Raw genomic sequence first — 23,314 nt, 5'->3', positions numbered from 1 at the left:
GTGCACGCCACCTACTACGAGGTGCGCCCCGACGACCTGACCGGCACCGCCAACCCGGTCGGCGTCCCGCTGGCCGACCTGAGCATCCACCTGCTCGACCCGTACGGCAATCCGGTGCCGGTCGGCGTCACCGGCGAGATCCACGTCGGCGGGCCCGGCGTGGCCCGGGGCTACCTGAACCGGCCCGAGCTGACCGCCCAGCGGTTCGTGCCCGACCCGTTCGGCCCGCCCGGCGCCCGCCTCTACCGCAGCGGCGACCTGGCCCGCCGGCGCGCCGACGGCAGCCTGGAGTTCGTCGGTCGCATCGACGACCAGGTGAAGATCCGGGGCTACCGGGTCGAGCTGGGCGAGATCGAGGCCGCCATCTCGGCCCTGCCCGGGGTACGCGAGGCCGTGGTCGTCGTCCGCGAGGACACCCCCGGCGACCGGCGGCTGGTGGCGTACTCGGTCGTCGACGAGCAGGCGGAGCTGCCCCGGCCGGGACAGGTGCGCGCGGCGCTGGCCCGCACCCTGCCCGAGTACATGATCCCGGCGGCGTTCGTCCCGCTGGCCCGGCTGCCGCTGACCGTCAACGGCAAGCTCGACAAGCGGGCGCTGCCCGCACCCGACCGGGCCGTCACCGCCACCGACCGGCCCTACCTGGCGCCGCGTACGGAGGTGGAGGAGCGGCTCGCCGCGATCTGGGCGGAACTGCTCGGCCTGGAGCGGGTCGGCGTCGAGGACGGTTTCTTCGACGTCGGCGGCGACTCGATCCGCGCCGTGGCGCTCGCCGCCGCCATCCGGGCCGCCGGCTTCGACGTGCAGGTGCGCGACCTCTTCGAGCGCCGCAGCATCGCCGAGCTGGCGGAGTTCCTCACCGGCCGCCCCGCGCCGGCCGCGCCGGAGCCGGCCGTCGAGCCGTTCGCGCTGATCTCCGAGGCCGACCGGGCCGCGCTGCCCGACGGCGTCGTCGACGCGTACCCGTGCACCCAGGTGCAGCTCGGCATGCTCGCGGAGATGCTCGCCGACGAGCACAACCACTACCTCAACGCCACCACCTACCGCATCCCCGACGCCGGCGAGTTCTCGCTCGACGCGTTCCGGGAGGCCGCCGCGCTGCTGGTACGGCGGCACGAGGTGCTGCGCACGTCGTTCGACCTGACCGGCTACTCGGTGCCGATGCAGCTCGTGCACGCCACCGCCGAGATGCGGGTCGGCATGGACCGGGCGCAGGCCGACGACCGGGCCGGCCTGGAGCGGGAGCTGCGCGACTTCATCGCCGCCGAGCGGGCCGACATGTTCGACCTCGGCGAGCCGGCGCTGTTCCGGCTGCACGCGCGCGTCTGCGCCGACGGGAGCTGGTGGCTCACCCTCACCGAGTGCCACCCGATCATGGACGGCTGGAGCTACCACTCGCTGATGATGGAGCTGGTCGGCGCGTACCACCGGATCCGCGACGGGCTGCCGGTCGAGCCGCGCCCGGCGCCGCCGGTGCGCTTCGCCGACGCGGTCGCCGCCGAGCTGCGCTCCACTGGCGACGGGACGGACCGCGCCTTCTGGCACGACCGGGTCGCCGGCCGGGACCGGTTCGTGCTGCCCGAGGGCTGGGGCGACCCGACCGCCGCCGACGGCGCCCAGTACGACCACTGGGTGCCGCTGCACGACCTGGAGCCGGGCCTGCGGGCGCTGGCCCGCCAGACCGGCGTGCCGTTCAAGTCGGTGATGCTGGCCGCGCACCTGAAGGTGATGAGCCAGCTCACCGGGTCGGGGTCGTTCTTCACCGGGCTGGTGTCCAACATCCGCCCCGAGGTCGCCGGCGCCGACCGCGTCTACGGCATGCACCTGAACACGGTGCCGTTCGTGCACGACGCGGGCGCGCGGACCTGGCGGGAGCTGATCGGGCGGACGTTCGCCGGGGAGCTGGAGCTGTGGCCGCACCGCCGGTACCCGCTGCCGGTGCTCCAGCGGGAGGTCGGTGACGGCGGCCGGATGCTGGACGTCCGGTTCAGCTTCCACGACTTCCACCAGATCGACACCGACGAGATCGACTACGCCGACTCGATCGACGACAGCCCGAACGAGTTCCCGCTCGGCGTGATCAGCCGGCTCGGCTTCCTCACGCTGGAGGCCAACCTGCGCCACCTCGGCGTCGCGCAGGTCGCCCGCCTCGGTGGCATGTACCGGGCGGTGCTGGAGGCGATGGTCGCCGACGTGGACGGTGACGCGTCGGTGGTGTGTCTGCCGGCGGGCGAGGTGTCGGTGGTGCTGGCCGACGGGGCGTCGGCGGTGGAGCCGGTGTCGCGTTCGGTGCTGGACGAGTTCGAGGCGCGGGTGGCCGAGGTGCCGTCGGCGGAGGCCGTGTCGGTGCCGGGCGGCGCGGGGCTCGACTTCGCGGTGCTGGACGCCCGGGCCGGGCAGGTCGCCCGCTGGTTGGCCGCCCGGGGTGTGGGTGCCGGTGCTGTGGTGGGTGTGCTGCTGGACCGGGGTGTGGAGTTGGTGGCGTCGATGCTGGGGGTGTGGAAGGCGGGTGCGGCGTTCGTGCCGGTGGATCCGTCGTACCCGCCGGGTCGCATCGCGGCCATGCTCGCCGACGCGGGCGCCCGGGTCGCGATCACCTCGCAGCGGTACGCCGACCGGTTCGCCCCGGTCGGCGTGGAGGTGGTGCGCGTCGAGGAGATCGGGGAGACGGACGCGCCCCTGCCGGCCCGCGCCACGGGTCTCGACGAGTTGGCGTATGTGATTTTCACGTCGGGGTCGACGGGTCGGCCGAAGGGTGTGCAGGTGTCGCACCGGGGGTTGGCGAATCATGTGCGGTGGGCGGCGGGTGAGTTGGTGTCGCGTGGTGCGGGTGGTTGTGCGGTGTTCTCGTCGGTGGCGTTCGACTTGCAGGTGCCGAATTTGTGGGCGCCGTTGGTGGCGGGTCAGCGTGTGGTGATGGTGGGTCAGGATGTGGATCTGGCCGAGTTGGGTGCGGTGTTGGCGTCGTCGGGGCCGTTCAGTTTCTTGAAGTTGACGCCGGGTCATCTGGAGATTCTTGGTCGGCAGTTGTCGGATGAGGCGTTGGCGTCGTTGGCGGCGGTGGTGGTGGTCGCGGGTGAGGCGCTGCCTGCGGCCCTCGCCAACCGGTGGTTGGGGTTGTTGGGTGCGGGCGGTCTGGTCAACGAGTACGGGCCGACCGAGGCGAGTGTGGGCACGTGCATCTTCCCGATCGAGGTCGAGCAGGCGGGTCCGGTGGTGCCGATCGGTCGTGCCCTGCCGGGCATGACGATGTACGTGCTCAACCGGGACCTGCATCTCGCCCCGGTGGGTGTGGTCGGTGAGTTGTACGTGGGTGGCGTGGGTGTGGCCCGGGGTTATGCGGGTCAGCCGGCGTTGACGGCGGAGCGGTTCGTGCCCGACCCGTTCGCCGCAGCCGCAGCCGGCATCGAGCCCGGAACCGCGGCCGGGGCGCGGATGTACCGCACCGGCGACCTGGTGCGGCGGCTGCCCGACGGGGCGGTGGAGTTCGTCGGGCGCGTCGACCATCAGGTGAAGATCCGCGGCTACCGGATCGAACTCGGCGAGATCGAAGCGGTCCTGGAGGGCACCGACGGCGTCGGCGACGCCGTCGCCCTGGTCGGCGAGTCGGACCGGCTCGTGGTGTTCTACCGCCTGGCCGCGCCGGCGACGCCGGGCCTGCTGGACCGGATCCGGCAGCGGTGCGCGGAGCACCTGCCGGAGTACATGATCCCGGCCGAGTTCGTCGCCGTGGAGGCGATCCCACTGAACGCCAACGGCAAGGTCGACCGGGCCGCCCTCTGGGACACCGCGGTGCCGGCGCAGCGGCAGCACGTCGCCCCGGCGACCGAGCTGGAGGAACGGCTGGCGGAGATCTGGGGCCAGGTGCTCCAGCTGGAACAGGTCAGCACCCAGGACAGCTTCTTCGACCTCGGCGGGCACTCCATCAGTGCCATCGCGCTCGTGGGCGCGCTGCGCGGCGCCGGGCACCCGGTCTCGGTACGCGACGTCTTCGTGCACCGGACCGTCGCCGCCCTCGCGCGGCACCTCGCCGGCGGCGACGACACGGAGGTGGCACCCGCCTTCCGGGCCGTCGCCCCGTTCAGCCTGCTCGACGACGCCGACCGGGCCACGCTGCCCGCCGGGCTCGCCGACGCGTACCCGTGCGCGCAGGTGCAGCTCGCCATGCTGGTGGTGACGCTCTCCGACTCGGAACGGCGCACCTACCACAACGTGTCGGCGTTCCCGATCCGCGACGAGCACGCCTTCGACGGCGACGCGCTGCGCCGGGCCGTACGGACCGTCGTGGACCGGCACGAGATCCTGCGTACCTCGTTCGACCTGACCGGCTTCTCGGTGCCGATGCAGCTCGTGCACGCCGAGGTGCCCGTCGACGTCACGCTGCTCGACCTGCGCGACGGCACGGACGAGGAGGCCGAGAGCCGGCTGCGGGCGTACCTGGCCGCCGAGCGGTCCCGGCCGTTCACCCCCGACCAGGTCCCGCAGATGCGCATCGCCGGGGCGGCCGGCCGCAACGACACGTGGTGGTTCGTGCTGACCATGTCGCACGGCATCCTCGAGGGCTGGAGCCACCACTCGCTGCTCATGGAGATCCTCGACAACTACCGCAGCCTGCGCGACACCGGTGTGCCGGCGGCGTTCGAGGCGCCCCCGGTCCGCTACGCCGACTTCGTCGCCGGCGAGATCGAGGCGCTGGCGTCGGACGAGGACCGCGACTACTGGCAGGGCGTCGTCGCCCGGCCGGTCTTCGAGCTGCCCGCCGGCTGGGGCGAGGACGAGTCGGTCCCGGAGTACGAGTGCGGCACCCGCGTCCCCCTGCACGACCTGATGGACGACCTGCGCGAACTGGCCAGCCGTACCGACACGTCGCTGAAGAGCGTGCTGCTGGCCGCGCACCTGAAGGTGATGAGCCAGCTCACCGCCGAGCCCGTGTTCACCAGCGGCCTGGTCAGCCACGGCCGGCCCGAGGTGACCGGCGCCGACCGGGTCTACGGCATGCACCTCAACACGCTGCCGTTCGTGCACGACGCGGGCGCGCGTACCTGGCGGGAGCTGATCCGCAACACCTTCGCCGGGGAGCTGGAGCTGTGGCCGCACCGCCGCTACCCGCTGCCGGCCGTGCAGCGCCTGGGCGACGGGCGCCGGCCGATCGAGATCCTCTTCAACTACCTCGACTTCGAACAGGTCGACACCGAACGGGTCGACTTCGAGGACGCCATCTACGAGGCCAGCGGCGAGTTCGGCCTGCACGTCTCCACCCTCGGCGGCGTGCTCAACATCCTGGCCCGGCCGCACCAGGTCAGCTACCCCAACGTTTTGCGCCTCGGCGGCATGTACCGGGCGGTGCTGGAGGCGATGGTCGCCGATGTGGACGGTGACGCGTCGTTGACGTGCCTGCCTCCGGGTGAGGCATCGGTGGTGCTGGCCGACGGGGCGTCGGCGGTGGCGCCGGTGTCGCGTTCGGTCCTGGCGGAGTTCGAGGCGCGGGCGGCCGAGGCGCCGTCGGCGGAGGCGGTGTCCGAACCGGACGGTCGGTCGATCGACTTCGCGGGCCTGGACGCCCGCGCCGCCGTGATCGGGCGGCGCCTGGTCGGCCGGGGTGTGGGTGCCGGCGCGGTGGTGGGTGTGCTGTTGGACCGTGGTGTGGAGCTGGTGGCGTCGATGCTGGGGGTGTGGAAGGCGGGCGCGGCGTTCGTGCCGGTGGATCCGTCGTACCCGCCGGGTCGCATCGCCGCCATGCTCGCCGACGCGGGCGCCCGGGTCGCGATCACCTCGCAGCGGTACGCGGACCGGTTCGCCGGCGCCGGAGTCGACGTGCTCCGGGTCGACGAGACCGTGGACGACGGCGCCGAGGAGACCACGGCCGACGGTGCCGCGCGCGCGGCCCTGCCCGGGCCGATCGACCTCGACGAGTTGGCGTATGTGATTTTCACGTCGGGGTCGACGGGTCGGCCGAAGGGTGTGCAGGTGTCGCACCGGGGGTTGGCGAATCATGTGCGGTGGGCGGCGGGTGAGTTGGTGTCGCGTGGTGCGGGTGGTTGTGCGGTGTTCTCGTCGGTGGCGTTCGACTTGCAGGTGCCGAATTTGTGGGCGCCGTTGGTGGCGGGTCAGCGTGTGGTGATGGTGGGTCAGGATGTGGATCTGGCCGAGTTGGGTGCGGTGTTGGCGTCGTCGGGGCCGTTCAGTTTCTTGAAGTTGACGCCGGGTCATCTGGAGATTCTTGGTCGGCAGTTGTCGGATGAGGCGTTGGCGTCGTTGGCGGCGGTGGTGGTGGTCGCGGGTGAGGCGTTGCCTGCGGCCCTCGCCAACCGGTGGTTGGGGTTGTTGGGTGCGGGCGGTCTGGTCAACGAGTACGGGCCGACCGAGGCGAGTGTGGGCACGTGCATCTTCCCGGTGGAGGTCGAGCAGGCGGGTCCGGTGGTGCCGATCGGTCGTGCCCTGCCGGGCATGACGATGTACGTGCTCAACCGGGACCTGCATCTCGCCCCGGTGGGTGTGGTCGGCGAGCTGTACGTGGGTGGCGTCGGCGTGGCTCGCGGTTACGCGGGTCAGCCGGCGTTGACGGCGGAGCGGTTCGTGCCCGACCCGTTCGCCGCAGCCGGAGCCGGAACCGCAGCCGCTGCTGGAACTGCGGCAGCCGCCGGAGCCGGAACCGCAGCCGCCGCTGGAACCACGGCCGGGGCGCGGATGTACCGCACCGGCGACCTGGTGCGGCGGCTGCCCGACGGCGCGGTGGAGTTCGTCGGGCGGGTCGATCACCAGGTGAAGATCCGTGGCTACCGGATCGAACTCGGCGAGATCGAGTCGGTCGTGGAGGGCACCGACGGCGTGGCCGACGCTGTCGCCCTGGTCTCCGGCTCGGCCGCCGAGGGCGACGCCCGGCTGGTGGCGTTCTACCGGCCGGCCGAGCCGGCGACGCCGGGCCTGCTGGACCGGATTCGGCAGCGGTGCGCGGAGCACCTGCCGGAGTACATGATCCCGGCCGAGTTCGTCGCCGTGGAGGCCATCCCACTCAACGCCAACGGCAAGGTCGACCGGGCCGCCCTCTGGGAGGCGGCGGTGCCGGTCGAGCGGGCACACGTCGCCCCGGAGACCGAGCTGGAGACCCAGCTCGCCGGGATCTGGGGCCAGGTGCTCAACCTCGAACAGGTCAGCACCCGGGAGAGCTTCTTCGACCTCGGCGGCGACTCGCTGCGCGCGGTCGCCCTGGTCGGCGCGCTGCGGGCGGCCGGCTTCGGGGTGGCCGTCCGGGACGTCTTCCTGCACCGCACGGTCGCCGCCCTGGCCGGGCACCTCTCCGCCACGGACGCCGCCCCGGCGGCCCCGGCCTTCCAGGCCGTCGCGCCCTTCTCCCTGTTGACCGCCGCCGACCGGGCCACGCTGCCCGCCGGCCTCGTGGACGCCTACCCGGCCGTGCAGGCACAGGTCGGCATGGCCGTGGAGATCCAGAAGGACCCCGGCAAGTCGCTGTACCACATCGTGCGCTGCTTCCGGGTGCACAGTGGACGGCCGTTCTCGGCCGACGCGCTGCGGGCCGCCGTACGGGACGTGGTCGGCCGGCACGAGACGCTGCGTACCTCGTTCGACCTCACCGGCTATTCGGTGCCGATGCAACTCGTGCACGCCGAGGCGCCCGTCGACGTACGGGTGACGGAGCTGACCGGCGACGACGTCGAGGCGCGGCTGCGGGCGTACGTCGACGCGGAGCGGGCGCGGCCCTTCGCGCTGGACCAGCCGGCGCCGCTGCTGCGGGTCGCCGCCCACCGCACCGACGAGCGGGGCTGGTGGCTCACCGTCGCCGTCAGCCACCTGGTCACCGGCGGCTGGGACCTGAACACCCTCCTGGTCGAGCTGATCGGCTGCTACGAGCGGCGCAGCGCCGGCATGGTGCCCGAGTCGCCGGAGCCGACGGCCGTCCGGTACGCCGACTTCGTCGCCGCCGAACTGGCCGCGCTCAAGGCCGGCGAGGACGAGGCGTACTGGCGGGGCATCGTCGACGGGCACGCCGGCTTCACCCTCCCGGACGGCTGGGGCCGCACCGACGGCCCGCGCGAGAGCCTGCGGACCCGGGTCACCTACCAGGACCTGGAGCCGAAGCTGCGCGCGCTCGCGTCGACCCTCGACGTGTCGCCCAAGTCGGTGCTGCACGCCGCGCACCTGAAGGTGATGAGCCAGCTCACCGACCAGGGGCGGTTCTACACCGGGCTGGTGTGCGACGCGCGGCCCGAGGTGCGGGGCGCGGAGCGGGTGCACGGGATGTACATCAACGTGCTGCCGTTCGCGCACGCCCGGGGTGCCGGCACGTGGCGGGAGCTGGTGCGGTCGGTCTTCGACCGCGAGGTGGAGCTGTGGCCGCACCGGCGGTACCCGTTGCCGGCGGTGCAGCGGATGGCCGGCGCCGGGTCCCGCCCGATCGACGTCGTCTTCGACTACACCGAGTTCCGCCGGGCCGGGGCGGTCGCCGACGAGTCCGTCGACTTCGAGGCGATCGCCGGGGAGGGCGGCACCGAGTTCGCCCTCCAGGTGACCGCCGCCGGCGGCTTCCTCGACCTGGTCGGCGACAGCCACGTCTTCGGTCCCGTCGCGCTGGCCCGGGTGGGGGCGATGTTCCGCGAGGTGCTGACGGCGATGGTGGCCGACCCCGAGGGCGACGCGGTCGCCGTCCGCCTCCCGGCGGCGGAACGCGGGGAGATCGAGGGCTGGTCGTCCGGCGGCACCGCCGAGGTGGGCGGGTACGTGCCGGCGGCGTTCGAGGCACATGCCGCGCGGCGGCCGGACGCGGTGGCGATCACCTGCGACGGCACCCGCGTCAGCTACCGGGACCTGAACGCCCGGGCGAACCGGTTGGCGCACCACCTGCGGGAGCTGGGGGTGGGGCCGGAGGGCCTGGTCGGGGTGTGCGCCCACCGGTCGGTGGAGCAGGTCGTGGGGATGCTGGCGGTGCACAAGGCGGGTGGGGTGTACCTGCCGTTGGATCCGTCGTATCCGGCGGAGCGGTTGGCGTTCATGCTGGCCGACGCGGCGGCCCCGGTGCTGCTCACCACCGCCGAGCTGCGCGGTCAACTCCCGGCGGCCGAGGCGGCCACCGTGCTGCTGGACGCCCCGGACGCCTGGGCGGGCCAGCCGGCCACCGACCCCGAGCCGGTCACCCACGCGGACGGCGGCTGCTACGTCATCTACACCTCCGGCTCGACCGGCCAGCCCAAGGGCGTCCTCGTGCCGCACCGGGCGCTGGTCAACCGCTCCGCGTACGCCGGCCGGCGGATCAACCGCCTCGACGAAGAAGCGGTGCTGCTCCAGAAGACCGAGATCGGCTTCGACGTCTCCCCGGCCGAGGTCTACGCGGCCCTGTCGGCGGGCGCCCGGATCGTGGTGGCCCGCCCCGGCGGGCACCGCGACCCCGCGTACCTGCGGGAGCTGATCGTCCGCGAGGGCGTCACCGCCGTCGAGCTGGTGCCGAGCATGCTGTCGGCGCTGCTGGCCGAGGGGATCGGCGGCTGCCGGTCGCTGCGGTCGGTGGCGGTGGGCGGCGAGGAGATCGCCGTCGACGTGGCGCGGGCGTTCCTGGCCGCGCTGCCCGGCTGCGAGCTGCACAACACGTACGGCCCGGCCGAGACCACCGTCGACGTCACGAGCTGGCTCTGCACCGCCGACGCCCTGGCCGGGCTGACCCGGGTGCCGCTCGGCACCCCGTTCACCAACCTCACCGTCCGGGTGCTCGACGAGCACCTGCAACCGGTGCCGGTCGGGGTGCGCGGCGAGCTGTGCATCGGCGGGACGGGGCTGGCCCGGGGCTACCTCGGGGCGCCGGGAACGACCGCGCAGCGGTTCGTGCCGGACCCGTACGGCGCGCCCGGATCGCGGCTGTACCGCACCGGGGACGCGGCGGCGTGGCGGCCCGACGGCACCGTCGACTTCCTGGGTCGCATCGACTCCCAGGTCAAGCTGCACGGCGTACGCATCGAGCTGGGGGAGATCGAGACGGCCCTGCGCGGCTGCCCCGGGGTGACCGACGCGGTTGCCGCGGTCCGCGAGCAGGACGGCCGGCGCACCCTGGTCGGCTACCTCGTCACCGACGGCGGGCCCGCGCCCACCCCCGGTGAGCTGCGCGAGCGGCTGCTGGCCGAGCTGCCCGAGGCGACGGTACCGGCCGCGTACGTCACGATCGACGCCGTTCCCGTGGACCCGCACGGCAAGGTCGACCGGCGGCAACTGCCGGCGCCGGACGCGCGGTCCTACGCCCGGGGCCGCTACGAGCGGCCCAACGGCCCGGTGGAGTCGGCGATGGCCGGCGTCTGGTCGTGGGTGCTCGACCTCGACCGGGTCAGCGTCACCGAGAGCTTCTTCGACCTGGGCGGCGACTCGATGACGGCGGTGACCCTGGTCGGGTCGCTCCGCGCCGCCGGCCACGACGTCACCGTGCGGGACATCTTCGCGCACCGCACGATCCGCCGCCTGGTCACCGCGCTCGCCGAGGCCGACACCGCCAAGGAGGGGGCCTTTCGCCCCGTCGAGCCGTACGCGCTGATCGACGCCGCCGACCGGGCCAGGCTCCCCGGCGGCCTGGTCGACGCGTACCCGGCGACGCAGGCGCAGGTCGGCATGGCCGTGGAGATCCAGAAGGACCCGGAGAGGTCGCTGTACCACATCGTGCAGTCGATCCGGGTCGACGACGGGCGGCCGTTCGACGCCCGCGCGCTCCAGGCGACGGTCGACGCGCTGGTCGCCCGGCACGAGACGCTGCGCACCTCGGTCGACCTGACCGGCTACTCGGTGCCGATGCAGCTGGTGCGCGCGAGCGCCGCCGTACCGGTCGCCGTACACCCGGCCGCCGCGCACCCCGAGCACCTGGCCGCCGAGCGGCGTACCCCCTTCGACCTGGACTCGGACGCCGCGCTGCTGCGGGTCGCCGCGTACGCCGACGGCGCCGGGGCCTGGTGGCTGACCCTCGCCGTGAGTCACCTGGTGACGGGCGGCTGGGACCTCAACGCCCTGCTCGCCGAGCTGCTCGGCGAGTACGCCCGGCGCAGCCGCGGCGAGGCGCCGAAGCAGGACGAGCCCCCCGCCGTCCGGTACGCCGACCACGTCGCCGGCGAGCTGGCGGCGCTGCGCTCGCCGGAGACCGCCGAGCACTGGCGGGCGGTGGTGACCGGGCGGCCCAAGCTCACCCTCCCGGACGCCTTCGGCGACCGGTCCGGCACGGCAACGGTCTGCCGGTACACGGTCGACGTCAACGACCTGGACGCGGCGGTCCGACGCCTCGCCAGCGACACCGGCACCTCGGTCAAGGCGGTGCTGCACGCCGCGCACCTGAAGGTGATGAGCCAGCTCACCAGCGGGTCCGCCTTCTACACGGGCCTGGTGTGCGACGCGCGGCCCGAGGTGCGGGGCGCGGAGCGGGTGCACGGGATGTACATCAACGTGCTGCCGTTCCCGCACGCCCGCGCGGCGGGGACGTGGCGGGAGCTGGTGCGCTCGGTCTTCGACCGCGAGGTGGAGCTGTGGCCGCACCGGCGCTACCCGCTGCCGGCCGTGGCGCGGCTGGCCGACGCCGGGTCCCGGCCGATCGACGTCGTCTTCGGCTACGTGGAGACCCGGCAGGACGGCGGCGCGGCGGCCGAGTCAGCCGGCACTGACCTCGTCGAGGTCGGCGGGCCCGGGGCCACCGAGTTCGGCCTGTCGGTCGGGGCGGGCGGCGGCACCGTCCGCCTGGTCAGCGACAGCCGGACCGCCGACCCGGCCGCCCTGGTGCGGATCGGGGCGATGTTCCGCGAGGTGCTGACGGCGATGGTGACCGACCCGGACGGGGACGCGGCGGCGCCGCGCCTGCCGGCCGGGGAGCGCGAGGAGATCGCCCGGTTCGCCCCGGGCCGGACCGTCGAGGTCGGCGGGTACGTGCCGGCCGCGTTCGAGGCGCAGGCCGCGCGGCGGCCGGACGCGGTGGCGGTCACGGCCGAGGGCGTGTCGTTCTCGTACGGGCAGCTCAACGGCCGGGCGAACCGGTTGGCGCATCACCTGCGGGAGCTGGGGGTGGGGCCGGAGGTCCTGGTCGGGGTGTGTGCGCACCGGTCGGTGGAGCAGGTCGTGGGGATGCTGGCGGTGCACAAGGCGGGTGGGGTGTACCTGCCGTTGGATCCGTCGTACCCGGCGGAGCGGTTGGCGTTCATGCTGGCCGACGCGGCGGCCCCGGTGCTGCTCACCACCGCCGAGCTGCGGGCGCAACTGCCGCCGGTCGACGCCACGGTGGTGCTGCTCGACGAGCCGGACGCCTGGGCCGACCGGTCGCCGACCGACCCGGAGCCGCTGACCGACCCCGACAACGGCAGCGTCGTCATCTACACCTCCGGTTCCACCGGCCGCCCCAAGGGCTCGCTGCTCTCGCACCGGGCCCTGGTCAACCGCACCGGGCACGTCGGCGCGCGGGTCTACCGGCTGGACTCCGACGCCGTCGTGCTCCAGAAGACCGAGATCGGCTTCGACGTCTCGCCGGGCGAGGTCTACGCGGCCCTGTCGGCGGGCGCCCGGATCGTGGTGGCCCGCCCCGGTGGGCACCGCGACCCCGCGTACCTGTGCGAGCTGATGGCCCGCGAGGGCGTCACCACCGTCCACTTCGTACCGTCGATGCTGCCTGCGCTGCTCGCCGAGGGGCTGGCCGGCTGCCGGTCGCTGCGGTCGGTGGCGGTGGGCGGCGAGGAGATCGGCGTCGACGTGGCGCGGGCGTTCCTGGCCGCGCTGCCCGGCTGCGAGCTGCACAACACGTACGGCCCGGCCGAGGCCACCGTCGACGTGAGCAGCTGGCAGTGCACCGCCGACGCCGTGGCCGGGCTGTCCCGGGTGCCGCTCGGCACCCCGCACCCGAACCTGCGGCTGTACGTGCTCGACGAGCGGCTCGACCTCGTGCCGCTGGGCGTGCCCGGCGAGCTGTGCATCGGCGGGACGGGGCTGGCCCGGGGCTACCTGGGCCGGCCCGGGCCGACCGCCGAGAAGTTCGTGCCGGACCCCTACGGCCCGCCCGGATCGCGGCTGTACCGCACCGGGGACGCGGCGGCGTGGCGGCCGGACGGCACCGTCGACTTCCTGGGCCGGCTCGACTCCCAGGTGAAGCTGCACGGCGTACGCATCGAGCTGGGGGAGATCGAGACGGCCCTGCGCGCCTGCCCCGGCGTGGCCGACGCCGTCGCCGCCGTCCGCGAGCACGACGGCCGCCGCACCCTCGTCGGGTACGTGCTGCCGACCCCCGGCGACGCACCGACCCCGTCCGGGCTGCGGGAGCGGCTGCTCGCCGCGCTGCCCGAGGCGATGGTGCCGGCCGCCTACGTCACCCTCGACGCCATCCCCAAGGACCCGAACGGCAAGGTCGACCGGCGCCAGCTCCCGGCCCCCGATGCCGGCGCGTACGCCACCGGGGACTACCAGGCCCCGACCGGCGACGTGGAGGAGGAGATCGCCGGGATCTGGGCGCGGGTGCTCGGCGTGGCCCGCGTCGGCGTCACCGACAGCTTCTTCGACCTCGGCGGCGACTCGATGCTCGCGGTCACCCTCGTCGGCACGCTGCGCGCCGCCGGGCACCCCACCAGCGTGCGGGACGTCTTCGCCCACCGCACCGTACGCCGGCTGGCCGCCGCGCTGACCGACGCCGACACCGACGAGTTCCGCCCGGTCGCCCCGTACGCGCTGATCGGCGCCGCCGACCGCGCCAGGCTGCCCGGCGGCCTGGTCGACGCCTACCCGGCGTCGCGTACCCAGCTCGGCATGCTGGTGGAGTCGGCCGTCAGCGGCGACCGCGCGGTCTACCACAGCGTCCTGGCCCACCAGGTCCGCGACGGGCGGCCGTTCGACGCGGAGGCGCTGCGCGGCGCGGTCCGCGCCGTGGTCGCCCGGCACGAGATCCTGCGCACGTCGTTCGACCTGGTCGGCTATTCGGTGCCGATGCAGCTCGTGCACGCCGACGCGGCACCCGACGTACGCGTCGAGGACGGCCGGGGCGTCCCGGCCGAGCGGCACGTCGCGCTCTTCGCGGAGTTCATCGCCGCCGAGCGGGCCCGCCCGTTCGACGTGTCGGTCGCGCCGCTGCTGCGGGTCACGGCGCACGTGGACAGCGACGAGAGCTGGTGGTTCACCTTCACCATCTCCCACACCGTCACCGAGGGCTGGAGCAGCGCGCGGCTGGTCACCGAGGTGCTCGACTGCTACGCCGAGCTGGCCGACGGCCGCACCCCGGCGCCGGCAGCCGTGCCGCCCGTGCGCTACGCCGACTTCATCGCCGCCGAGATCGCCGCGCTGGAGTCGGCCGCCGACCGGGAGCACTGGCGGTCGGTGTGGGACGGGCGTGCCCCGTTCACCCTGCCCGCCGGCTGGGGCGAGCCGGACGCGCCGGACGCCACGGTGGACGCCACTGTCGACTTCGACGACCTGGACGAGGCGCTGCGCGCCCTGGCCCGAGACACCGACGTGTCGGTGAAGGCGGTGCTGCACGCCGCGCACCTGAAGGTGCTCAGCCAGCTCACCGGCGAGCCGGGCTTCCACGCCGGCCTCGTCTGCGACGCCCGGCCCGAGGTGCTCGGCGCCGACGAGGTGCATGGCATGTACCTCAACACGGTGCCGTTCCCGTACGACCGGTCGGCCCGCACCTGGCGGGACCTCGTCGCCGCGGTGTTCGACCGGGAGGTCGCGCTGTGGCCGCACCGGCGGTTCCCGCTGGCCGAGATGCAGCGCGAGGCCGGCCACCGGCTGCTGCACGTCCTGTTCAACTACCAGGACTTCACCCGCGCGACGCAGGGCGGCGACGGGTCCGGCCCGGTGGTCACCGGCGCCGCCGGCGAGGGCGCCACCGAGTTCGACCTCTCGTGCTTCGCCCAGCGGGGCCGCTACGCGCTCTCCGCGCGGGCGGGGCTGGTCAGCCAGGCCAACCTGGACCGGATCGCCGGCATGTACCGGGCGGTGCTGGAGGCGATGGTCGCCGACCCCGACGGCGACTGCCAGGCGGTCTGCGTGCCCGGGGGCGAGCGCGACCGGCTGCTCGGCGTCACCGACGCGGGCGCGGACGAGCCGGTCACGGGCACCATGGTCGAGCTGTTCCAGGCTCAGCTGGCCCGCGATCCGCAGGCGGTGGCCGTGGTGGCCGGCGCGGTCGAGCTGACGTACGCCCAGGTCGACGCCGCCGCCAACCGGCTCGCGCACCACCTGCGCGCGGCCGGCGCCGGCCGGGAGACCATCGTCGGGGTCTGCCTCGACCGGGACGCGGACCTGGTGCCCGCGCTGCTCGGCGTGCTCAAGGCGGGGGCGGCGTACCTGCCACTGGACCCGGCCCAGCCCGCCGAGCGGATCGGCTACATGCTGGCCGACGCCGGGGCGCGGACCGTGGTGACGACCTCCGCGCAGGCGGAGGTGCTCGCCGGCTTCGACGGGCGGCGGGTGCTGCTGGACGCAGGCGACCTGGCCGGGCTCCCGGAGACCGATCCGGGGATCGCCCGCGACCCCGACGACCTGGTCTACGTCATCTACACCTCCGGCTCGACCGGCCGGCCCAAGGGCGTCTGCGTGAGCGACGCCAACGTGCTGCGCCTGCTCGACGCCGCGCAGGAGCACTACGCGGTGGACGAGACCGACGTGTGGGCGCTGTTCCACTCGTACGCCTTCGACGTCTCCGTCTGGGAGCTGTGGGGCGCGCTGCTGCACGGCAGCCGGCTGGTGCTGGTGCCCCGCGAGGTGGCCCGGGTGCCGCAGGACCTGCTGGACCTGCTGGTGACGCAGCGGGTCACCATGCTGGCGCAGACCCCGACGGCGCTGCGCGGGTTGGTCCGGCTCGCCGCCGAGGACGCCCCCGGGATCCGGGACCTGTCGCTGCGGGCGGTGGTGGTCGCGGGGGAGAAGCTCGACTTCGCCGACCTCGCCCCGTGGGCGTCCCGCCTCGGGCTGGCCCGCACGGCGCTGGTCAACATGTACGGGATCACCGAGACCACCGTCTACTCCACCTACCACCGGATCACCCGGGCCGACCTCGCGCCGGGGGTGGGCAGCCGCATCGGCCGGCCGCTGTCCGGCGTGCGGATGTACGTGCTCGACCAGTACGGCCACCCGGCGCCCATCGGGGTGCCCGGCGAGGTGTACCTGGCCGGGCACGGGGTGGCCCGCGGCTACCTCCACCAGCCCGAGCTGACCGCCCGGCGGTTCCTGCCCGACCCGTACGGCCCGGCCGGCAGCCGGATGTACCGCACCGGCGACCTGGCCACCCGCCTGCCCGACGGCAGCGTGGAGTTCCTCGGCCGCCTCGACGACCAGGTGAAGCTGCGGGGCTACCGGATCGAGCCGGGCGAGATCGAGGCGGCGCTGACCGCGCTGCCCGGTGTCGCGGAGGCGGTCGTCGTGCTGCGCGCGGACGACCCGGCCGATCCCCGGCTGACCGCGTATCTGGTGGCCGGCGGCGGGGAGCCGCCGCAGGTCGCCTCGCTGCGCGAGCGGCTGGGGCGCAGCCTGCCGGAGTACATGGTCCCGTCGGCGTTCGTGGTGCTGGAGCAGTTGCCGCGCAACAACAGCGGCAAGCTGGACCGGCGGGCGCTGCCCGCCCCCACCGGCGCGACGCTGGCGGGCCGGGACTTCGTCGCCCCGGCGGGCCCGCTGGAGGAGCGGGTGGCCGCCGTCTGGGCCGACGTGCTGGGCCTGCCGGCGGTCGGCGTCACCGACGGCTTCTTCGACCTCGGCGGGCACTCGATCACGGCGCTGGTGCTGGCCGGCACGATGCGCGCGGCCGGGCTGGACGTGACGGTGGCGGACATCTTCCGGCACCCGAGTGTCCGGGCGCTGGGCGAGGTGCTGGCGAGCCGGGACGCGCCGGCGCCGACCGACCGCCCCGTCGAGCCCTTCGAGCTGGTCGCCCCCGCCGACCTGCCGCTGCTGCCGGCCGGGCTGGACGACGCGTACCCGCTGTCGCGGGTGCAACTGGGGATGCTGCTGGAGATGCTGGCCGACAACGGCCAGAACCACTACCACAACGTCGTCTCGTTCCTGATCCCCGACGACGAGCCGTTCGACCTGGCGACGCTGCGGACCGCCGTCGCCGAGGTGGTGGCCCGGCACGACGTGCTGCGTACCTCGGTGGACACGAGCGGCTACTCGGTGCCGATGCAGCTCGTGCACCGCGCGGTGGACGTCCCGGTCCACACCCGCGACCTGCGCGGGGTCGCCGAGGCGGACCGGACGGCCCTGGTGCGCCGGCTCGTCGGCGAGGAGTACGCCGAGCTGTTCGACGTCGAGCGGGCGCCGCTGCTGCGGTTCACCGTCTGCCTGGAGACCGACCGGAGCTGGCGGCTGGTGCTCACCATCTGCCACGTCATCATCGAGGGCTGGAGCCTGCACGCCCTGGTGATGGAGATCCTGGACCGGTACCACGCGCGGCGGGCGGGCGCGGAACCCGACGTCACCGCCCCGCCCGGGGTGCGCTTCGCCGACTTCGTCGCCGGCGAGCTGCGCGCCCTGGACTCGGCGGCCGACCAGCGGTACTGGCAGGACGTGGTCGAGCGGCACCCGAGGTTCCTGCTCCCCGCCGCGTGGGCGCCGCCCGCGCCGGCCACCCGGGAGCCGTACACCGAGGTGGTGTCCTACGCGGACCTGGAGCCGCGGCTGCGGGCCCTGGCCTCGGCGGCCCGGGTCTCGCTCAAGGCGGTGCTGCACGCCGCGCACCTGAAGGTGCTCAGCCAGCTCACCGACGAGCCGGCCTTCTACAGTGGGCTGGTCTGCAACACCCGGCCCGACGTGGTGGGCAGCGAGCGGGTCTACGCCATGTCGCTGAACACCCTGCCGTTCCCGCACGACCGGACGGCGGGCAGCTGGCGCGAACTCATCCAGCGGGTGCACGCCCGGGAGGCCGACCTGTGGCCGCACCGGCGCTACCCGGCACCGGCCATCCGCACCCCCGGCCGGGGTGCCACCCTCACCGACGTCTACTTCAGCTACCTCGACTTCACCGAGGTCGACGGCGGACGCACCGCGCCCGTGGAGCGGATCGGCGCGAGCACCTCCGAGTTCGCGCTCGCCGTCGCCGCGGGCGCCGGCCGGCTCGAACTGAGCACCGACAGCCACGCCATGGGCCGGGCCGACGCCGCGCGGCTGGGCGGCATGTACCGGCTGGTGCTGGAGGCCATGGTGGCCGACCCCGACGGCGACCCCCGGGCGACGTACCTGCCCGCCGGGGAGCGACACGACGTGCTGGTGGGCTGGAACGCCTCGGCCGCGCCGGGATGCGTCGACCTCGTCCCGGACCGGGTCGCGGCGCGGGCCGCCGCCACCCCCGACGCGGAGGCCGTCGACGGTACGACCTACGCCGAGCTGGACGCGGCGGCCAACCGGATCGGCCACCACCTGCGCGCGGCGGGGATCGGCCCGGAGCGGGTCGTCGGGGTGCTGCTGGACCGGGGCGCCGACCTCGTCGCCGCCCTGCTCGGGGTGTGGCGGGCCGGCGGCGCGTACCTGCCGATCGACCCGGGGCACCCGGTCGAGCGGGTCGCCGCGATGCTCGCCGACGCCGGGGCGACGGTGGTGGTGACCTCGACCGGCCACGCCGATCGGCTCACCGGCGTAGAGCTGGTGCTGCTCGACCGCGACGCCGAGCGGATCGCCGCGCTGCCCGCCGACCCGCCGGCCGGCCGCCCCGACCCGGACCACCTCGCGTACGTCATCTTCACCTCCGGCTCGACCGGCCGGCCGAACGGCGTGCAGATCAGCCACCGCGGCCTCGCCAACTACCTCGGCTGGGCGGCGGAGGAGCTGATCGGGGACCGCACCGGCGGCGCCGCGCTCTTCTCGTCGGTCGCGTACGACATGGTGGTGACCAGCATCTGGGCGCCGCTGGTCACCGGGCAGCGGCTGTGGCTGCTGCCGCCCGACGCCGGGCTGGACGAGCTGGGTCCGAGGCTGGCCGACGCCGGCCCGTTCAGCTTCGTCAAGCTGACCCCCGGCCACCTCGACCTGCTGACCCGCCAGCTCGGCGCGGAGCAGGCGGCGGCCCTGACCCCGCTGCTGGTCCTGGGCGGCGAGGCGCTGACCCGGCAGGTCTGCGACCGCTGGCACGCGCTCGCGCCGGGCAGCGTGCTGCTCAACGAGTACGGGCCGACGGAGGCGACCGTGGCCGTCAGCCGGTACCCGGTCACCGGGCCGCTGCCGGGCGACGTGGCGCCGATCGGCCGGCCGATGGCCGGGATGCGGACGTACGTCCTCGACGCCGACCTGCAACCGGTGCCGGTGGGCGTGGTCGGCCACGTCCACCTCGGCGGCCCCGGTCTCGCCCGGGGCTACGCCGGCCGGCCGGCCCTGACCGCCGACCGGTTCGTGCCCGACCCGTTCGCCGCGGGCGGCGGGCGGCTGTACCGGACCGGCGACCTGGGCCGCTGGCTGCCGGACGGGCAGCTCGACCTGCTCGGCCGGGTCGACGACCAGGTGAAGATCCGAGGCCACCGGGTGGAGCCCGGCGAGGTCAGGGCGGTGCTGGTGGCGCATCCGGGCGTGCGGGACGCGGTGGTGACCGTCGAGTCGACGGGCGCCGGCGGACCCCGCCTGGTGGCCTACCACGTCGGCGACGCGCCGGACCTGGCCGCGCACTGTGCCCGGTGGCTGCCGAGCCAACTGGTCCCGAGCGTCTTCGTCCCGGTGCCGGCCATTCCGCTCAACGCCAACGGCAAGGTCGACCGTCGGGCGCTGCCCCCGGTGGACCTGGCCGGGGCGGCCGACCACACCCCGCCCCGCCCGGGGCTGGAGCAGGTGGTCGCCGAGATCTGGGCCGGGGTCCTGGAGGTCGACCGGGTGGGCCGGCACGACCGCTTCTTCGCCCTGGGCGGGCACTCGCTGCTGGTCGTACCGGTGGTCACGGCGGCCCGGCAGGCCGGAGTTCCGCTGACGCTGCGGGCGGCGATGCTCGACCGGACGCTGGCCGAGCTGGCCGCCTCGCTCGCCCCGACCGGGGCGGCGGCGCCCGTCGAAGCGGCGAATCCGGCGGTACGCGCCGGCGTGGCGCGGGCCGTGCCGGTGCTGCCGGCCGTCGAGCCGCTGCTCGCCGCCCACCGGGTGCCCGGCGCCTCGCTGGCCCTGCTCGCGGACGGTGAGCTGGTGGAGGTCCGCGCCGCCGGGCACCGCGCGGCCGGCGGCGACGCCCCGGTGACCCCGGCGACCATCTTCCAGGTCGGCTCGGTCAGCAAGCTGGTCACCGCGGTGGGCGCGCTGGTCCTTGTCGGGCGGGGGCAGCTCCAGCTCGACACGGACGTCAACGCGTACCTGAAGGGCTGGCAGCTGCCGGCCGACCGACCGGTGAGCCTGCGGCAGCTGCTCTCCCACGTCGCCGGGCTGACCCCGACGGGCAGCACCGGGCACCCGCGTGGCGGCCCCGTGCCGAGCCTGTCGGACGTGCTGCACGGCCGGGGTGTGCCCACCGGACCGGTCCGGGCGCTCGACGCGCCCGACACGGTGGCGGTGGAGCGCAACAGCCACTTCGTGGTGGTGCAGCAGCTCATGGAGGACGTCACCGCGACGCCCTTCGCCGACCTGATGGCCGAGCTGGTCTTCGGACCGGCGGGGATGACCGGCAGCAGCTTCGACCAGAGCTTCCCGGAGACGTCCGGCCGGCCGGTGGCCGTCGGGCACGACGTGCGGGGCGAGCCGCTCCCGGGCGGCTGGCAGGTGCGTACGGACCTGGCGGCGGCCGGCCTCTGGACCACCGCCACCGACCTGGCCCAGCTCGTCAGGGAGATCCACCTCGCGCACCGGGGCGACCCGGCCCTGCTCAGCCGGGAGCTGGCGGTGGCCCAACTGACCACCGGAACGGGCGGCGTCTTCGGACTCGGCTGCATGGTGGACCGCATCGACGGGCCCGCCGGGACACGGGTGGAGTTCACCCACCGGGGCCGCATCCCCGGCTACCAGGCGCTCACCGCCGGCCGGGTGCCCGACGGCTCCGGGCTGGTGGTGCTGACCAACGGCGACCAGGGCCCCGAGGTCGTGTCGCGGTTGGCGTCCGACATCGCACTGACGGAGGAAATGTGATGACGACCGTACCGAGCATCCTTGCCACGGTCACCGACCCACCGACCCGGCAGGTGCGGCACCTGGTGTCGATCCGCGACCTGACCGACGACGACCTCTACTCGATCGTGGCGCGGGGGGCGAGGTTCGCCGCCGGCGAATCCGCCAGCCCGCTGGCCGACCGGGTGGTCGGCACCTACTTCGTGAAGACGTCGACCCGGACCCGGACCGCGTTCACCGTGGCCGCGCTGCGGCTCGGCGCGAAGACCATCCAGTACGGGCCGAACGACCTCCAGGTCAACACCGGGGAGTCCAGCGAGGACACCGGCCGGGTGCTGTCGGGCATGCTCGACGTGCTGGTGGCGCGGACCGCCGCCGACCCGGAGGAGATGCGCGACTGGTCGCGCCAGCACCGGATGGCCGTGATCAACGCGATGAGCGCCGAGGAGCACCCGACGCAGGCGCTGGCCGACCTGACCACCCTGCTGCGGCGCTTCGGCCGCATCGAACACCTGCGGCTGCTCTACCTGGGCGAGGCGAACAACACCGCGACCGCACTGGCCCTGGCGCTGACCCGCTTTCCCGGCGTCGAGTTGGAGCTGCGCACCCCGGCGGGGTACGGGCTGCCGGCGCAGATCGCGACGGTCGCGCGGGAGCAGGCCCAGCGCTGCGGCGCCCACCTCGTCGAACGGCACCACATGGACGACCTGCCGGGTGACCTGGACGCCATCTACACCACCCGCTGGCAGACCACCGGCACCAGCAAGCCCGACCCCGACTGGCGGACGCGCTTCGCCCCGTTCCGGGTGGACCGGGAGCTGTGGCGGCGCAGCCCGCACGCGGTCTTCATGCACGACCTCCCGGCGCACCGCGGGGAGGAGGTGACCGCCGAGGTCCTGGACGGGCCGGCCAGCATCGCCTTCCAGCAGGCGGAGAACAAGCTCTACAGCGCGATGGCCGTGCTCGACTGGTGCCGGGCCACCCCCGCCGGGTCCGCGTCGTGAGCGCGGTCGGGCACCCGGCGGACACGTCCCGGCAGCCGGGCCGCCTGACCGACAACCGTGACTTCCTGCTGCTCTGGGTCGGTTCCGGGGTCTCGGCGCTGGGCTCCCGGGCCACCTCGATCAGCTACACCCTGCTGGTCTTCTGGTCGACCGGCTCGGCCACGGCGGCCAGCCTGGTCACCTTCGCCGCGCTGCTGCCCAACCTGGTCACCCAGTTGCCGGCCGGCGCGCTTGTCGACCGCTGGGACCGCAGGCGGACCATGGTGCTCTGCAACGTCGGGCGGATCGTCGCGATCGGCAGCGTCGCGGTCGCGGTGGCCCGGGACTCGGTGTGGCTGCCGCACCTGATGGCGGTCGCGTTCGTGGAGGCCAGCCTGGGCATCTGCTACGCCCTGGCCGAACGCGCCGCGGTGTTCAACGTGGTTCCGGCCGACCGGTACGGCGCCGCGACGGCGGCGAACGAGTCGCGGGCCAACGCGGCCAGCATCCTCGGCCAGCCGGCCGGCACCCTGCTCTACGCGCTCACCCGCTGGGCGCCGTTCGGCTTCGCCGTGCTGATGCACGTGATCTCGCTGGTCACCCTGCTGTTCGTGCGGCGGGACCTGCAGGCGCCGAAGGCGCGCGCGGACGAGCCCGGTGGCCTGCTGGCCCGGGTACGGGAGGGCTTCGTCTTCGTCTGGGGCCAGACCTACCTGCGCCGAGCCCTCGGCCTCTTCGCGGCGAGCAACATCCTGTTCCAGGTGCTGGGCCTGGGCCTCGTGGTGATCGTCAAGAACCAGGGCGGCTCGCCACCCACGGTCGGGATGCTGCTCGTGGTGAACAGCGTGTTCGGCATGGCCGGCGCGATGACCAGCAACTTCTACCTGAGCCGCTGGGGGATCCGGCGGATCATCATGGGGGTCAACATCGCCTGGGCGGTGCTGATGCCGCTGCTCGCGCTGGCACCGGGACTCGTCGTCCTCGGCGCGATCTTCGCCCTGATCCACTACGGCGCCGGCATCAGCAACGTGGCCGGGATGCTGTACGTGCTCCAGAGCGCACCCGACCACCTGCGCGGGCGGGCCGGCTCGATCGTCATGCTGCTCAGCTCGGGGGCCAACTCCCTCGGAGCGCTGTTCGCGGGCTTCCTGCTCGACCTGACGAGCATCACCAAGGCCATGCTGATCGTGGGCGGGGCGATGGGGGTGATCGCGGTGCTCGCGGTGCTCGGCTTCGGCGGTCGCGCCCGGGCCGAGGCGGAGCGGGCGGAGGCCGCCGAGCGGGCGGGCCGGGCGACCCGGGACGGCGGCGATATGGACGGAATATAG

Annotated in this window: 3 protein-coding genes (1 of these 3 cut by a window edge); all 3 read left to right on the top strand. The window is 74.4% G+C overall.

Translation table 11 applies throughout. The features are described 5' to 3' along the window. Tightly spaced (each overlapping or abutting the next), the 3 genes in view from ACPXCB_RS06590 to ACPXCB_RS06580 form a layout consistent with a single transcriptional unit that may run on beyond the window. Positions 1–21,024 carry the 3' portion of a non-ribosomal peptide synthase/polyketide synthase gene (locus ACPXCB_RS06590; protein ID WP_425873127.1) on the top strand. Its footprint begins 2,400 nt before the window's first position, so the window shows 21,024 of its 23,424 coding nt (coding positions 2,401–23,424); the start codon falls outside the window, past its left edge; it ends in the stop codon at positions 21,022–21,024. Beyond that, entirely contained in the window at positions 21,024–22,007 is a 984-nt protein-coding gene (locus tag ACPXCB_RS06585; RefSeq protein ID WP_425873125.1) for an ornithine carbamoyltransferase, read from the top strand. The genes ACPXCB_RS06590 and ACPXCB_RS06585 overlap by 1 nt, the downstream gene beginning before the upstream one ends. Beyond that, positions 22,004–23,314 carry an MFS transporter gene (locus ACPXCB_RS06580; RefSeq protein ID WP_425873123.1) on the top strand — a complete coding sequence of 437 codons (1,311 nt, stop codon included), beginning with the start codon at positions 22,004–22,006 and terminating at the stop codon, positions 23,312–23,314. The genes ACPXCB_RS06585 and ACPXCB_RS06580 overlap by 4 nt, the downstream gene beginning before the upstream one ends.

The sequence above is a fragment of the Micromonospora sp. DT62 genome, assembly GCF_049847285.1.
Taxonomy (GTDB): Bacteria; Actinomycetota; Actinomycetes; order Mycobacteriales; family Micromonosporaceae; genus Micromonospora; species Micromonospora reichwaldensis.
This window is presented reverse-complemented; position numbering and strand designations above follow the sequence as displayed.

Coding starts and splice junctions, on each gene's coding strand:
- ACPXCB_RS06585 (WP_425873125.1), top strand. CDS start 21,024: ATGACGACCGTACCGAGCATCCTTGCCACGGTCACCGACCCACCGACC.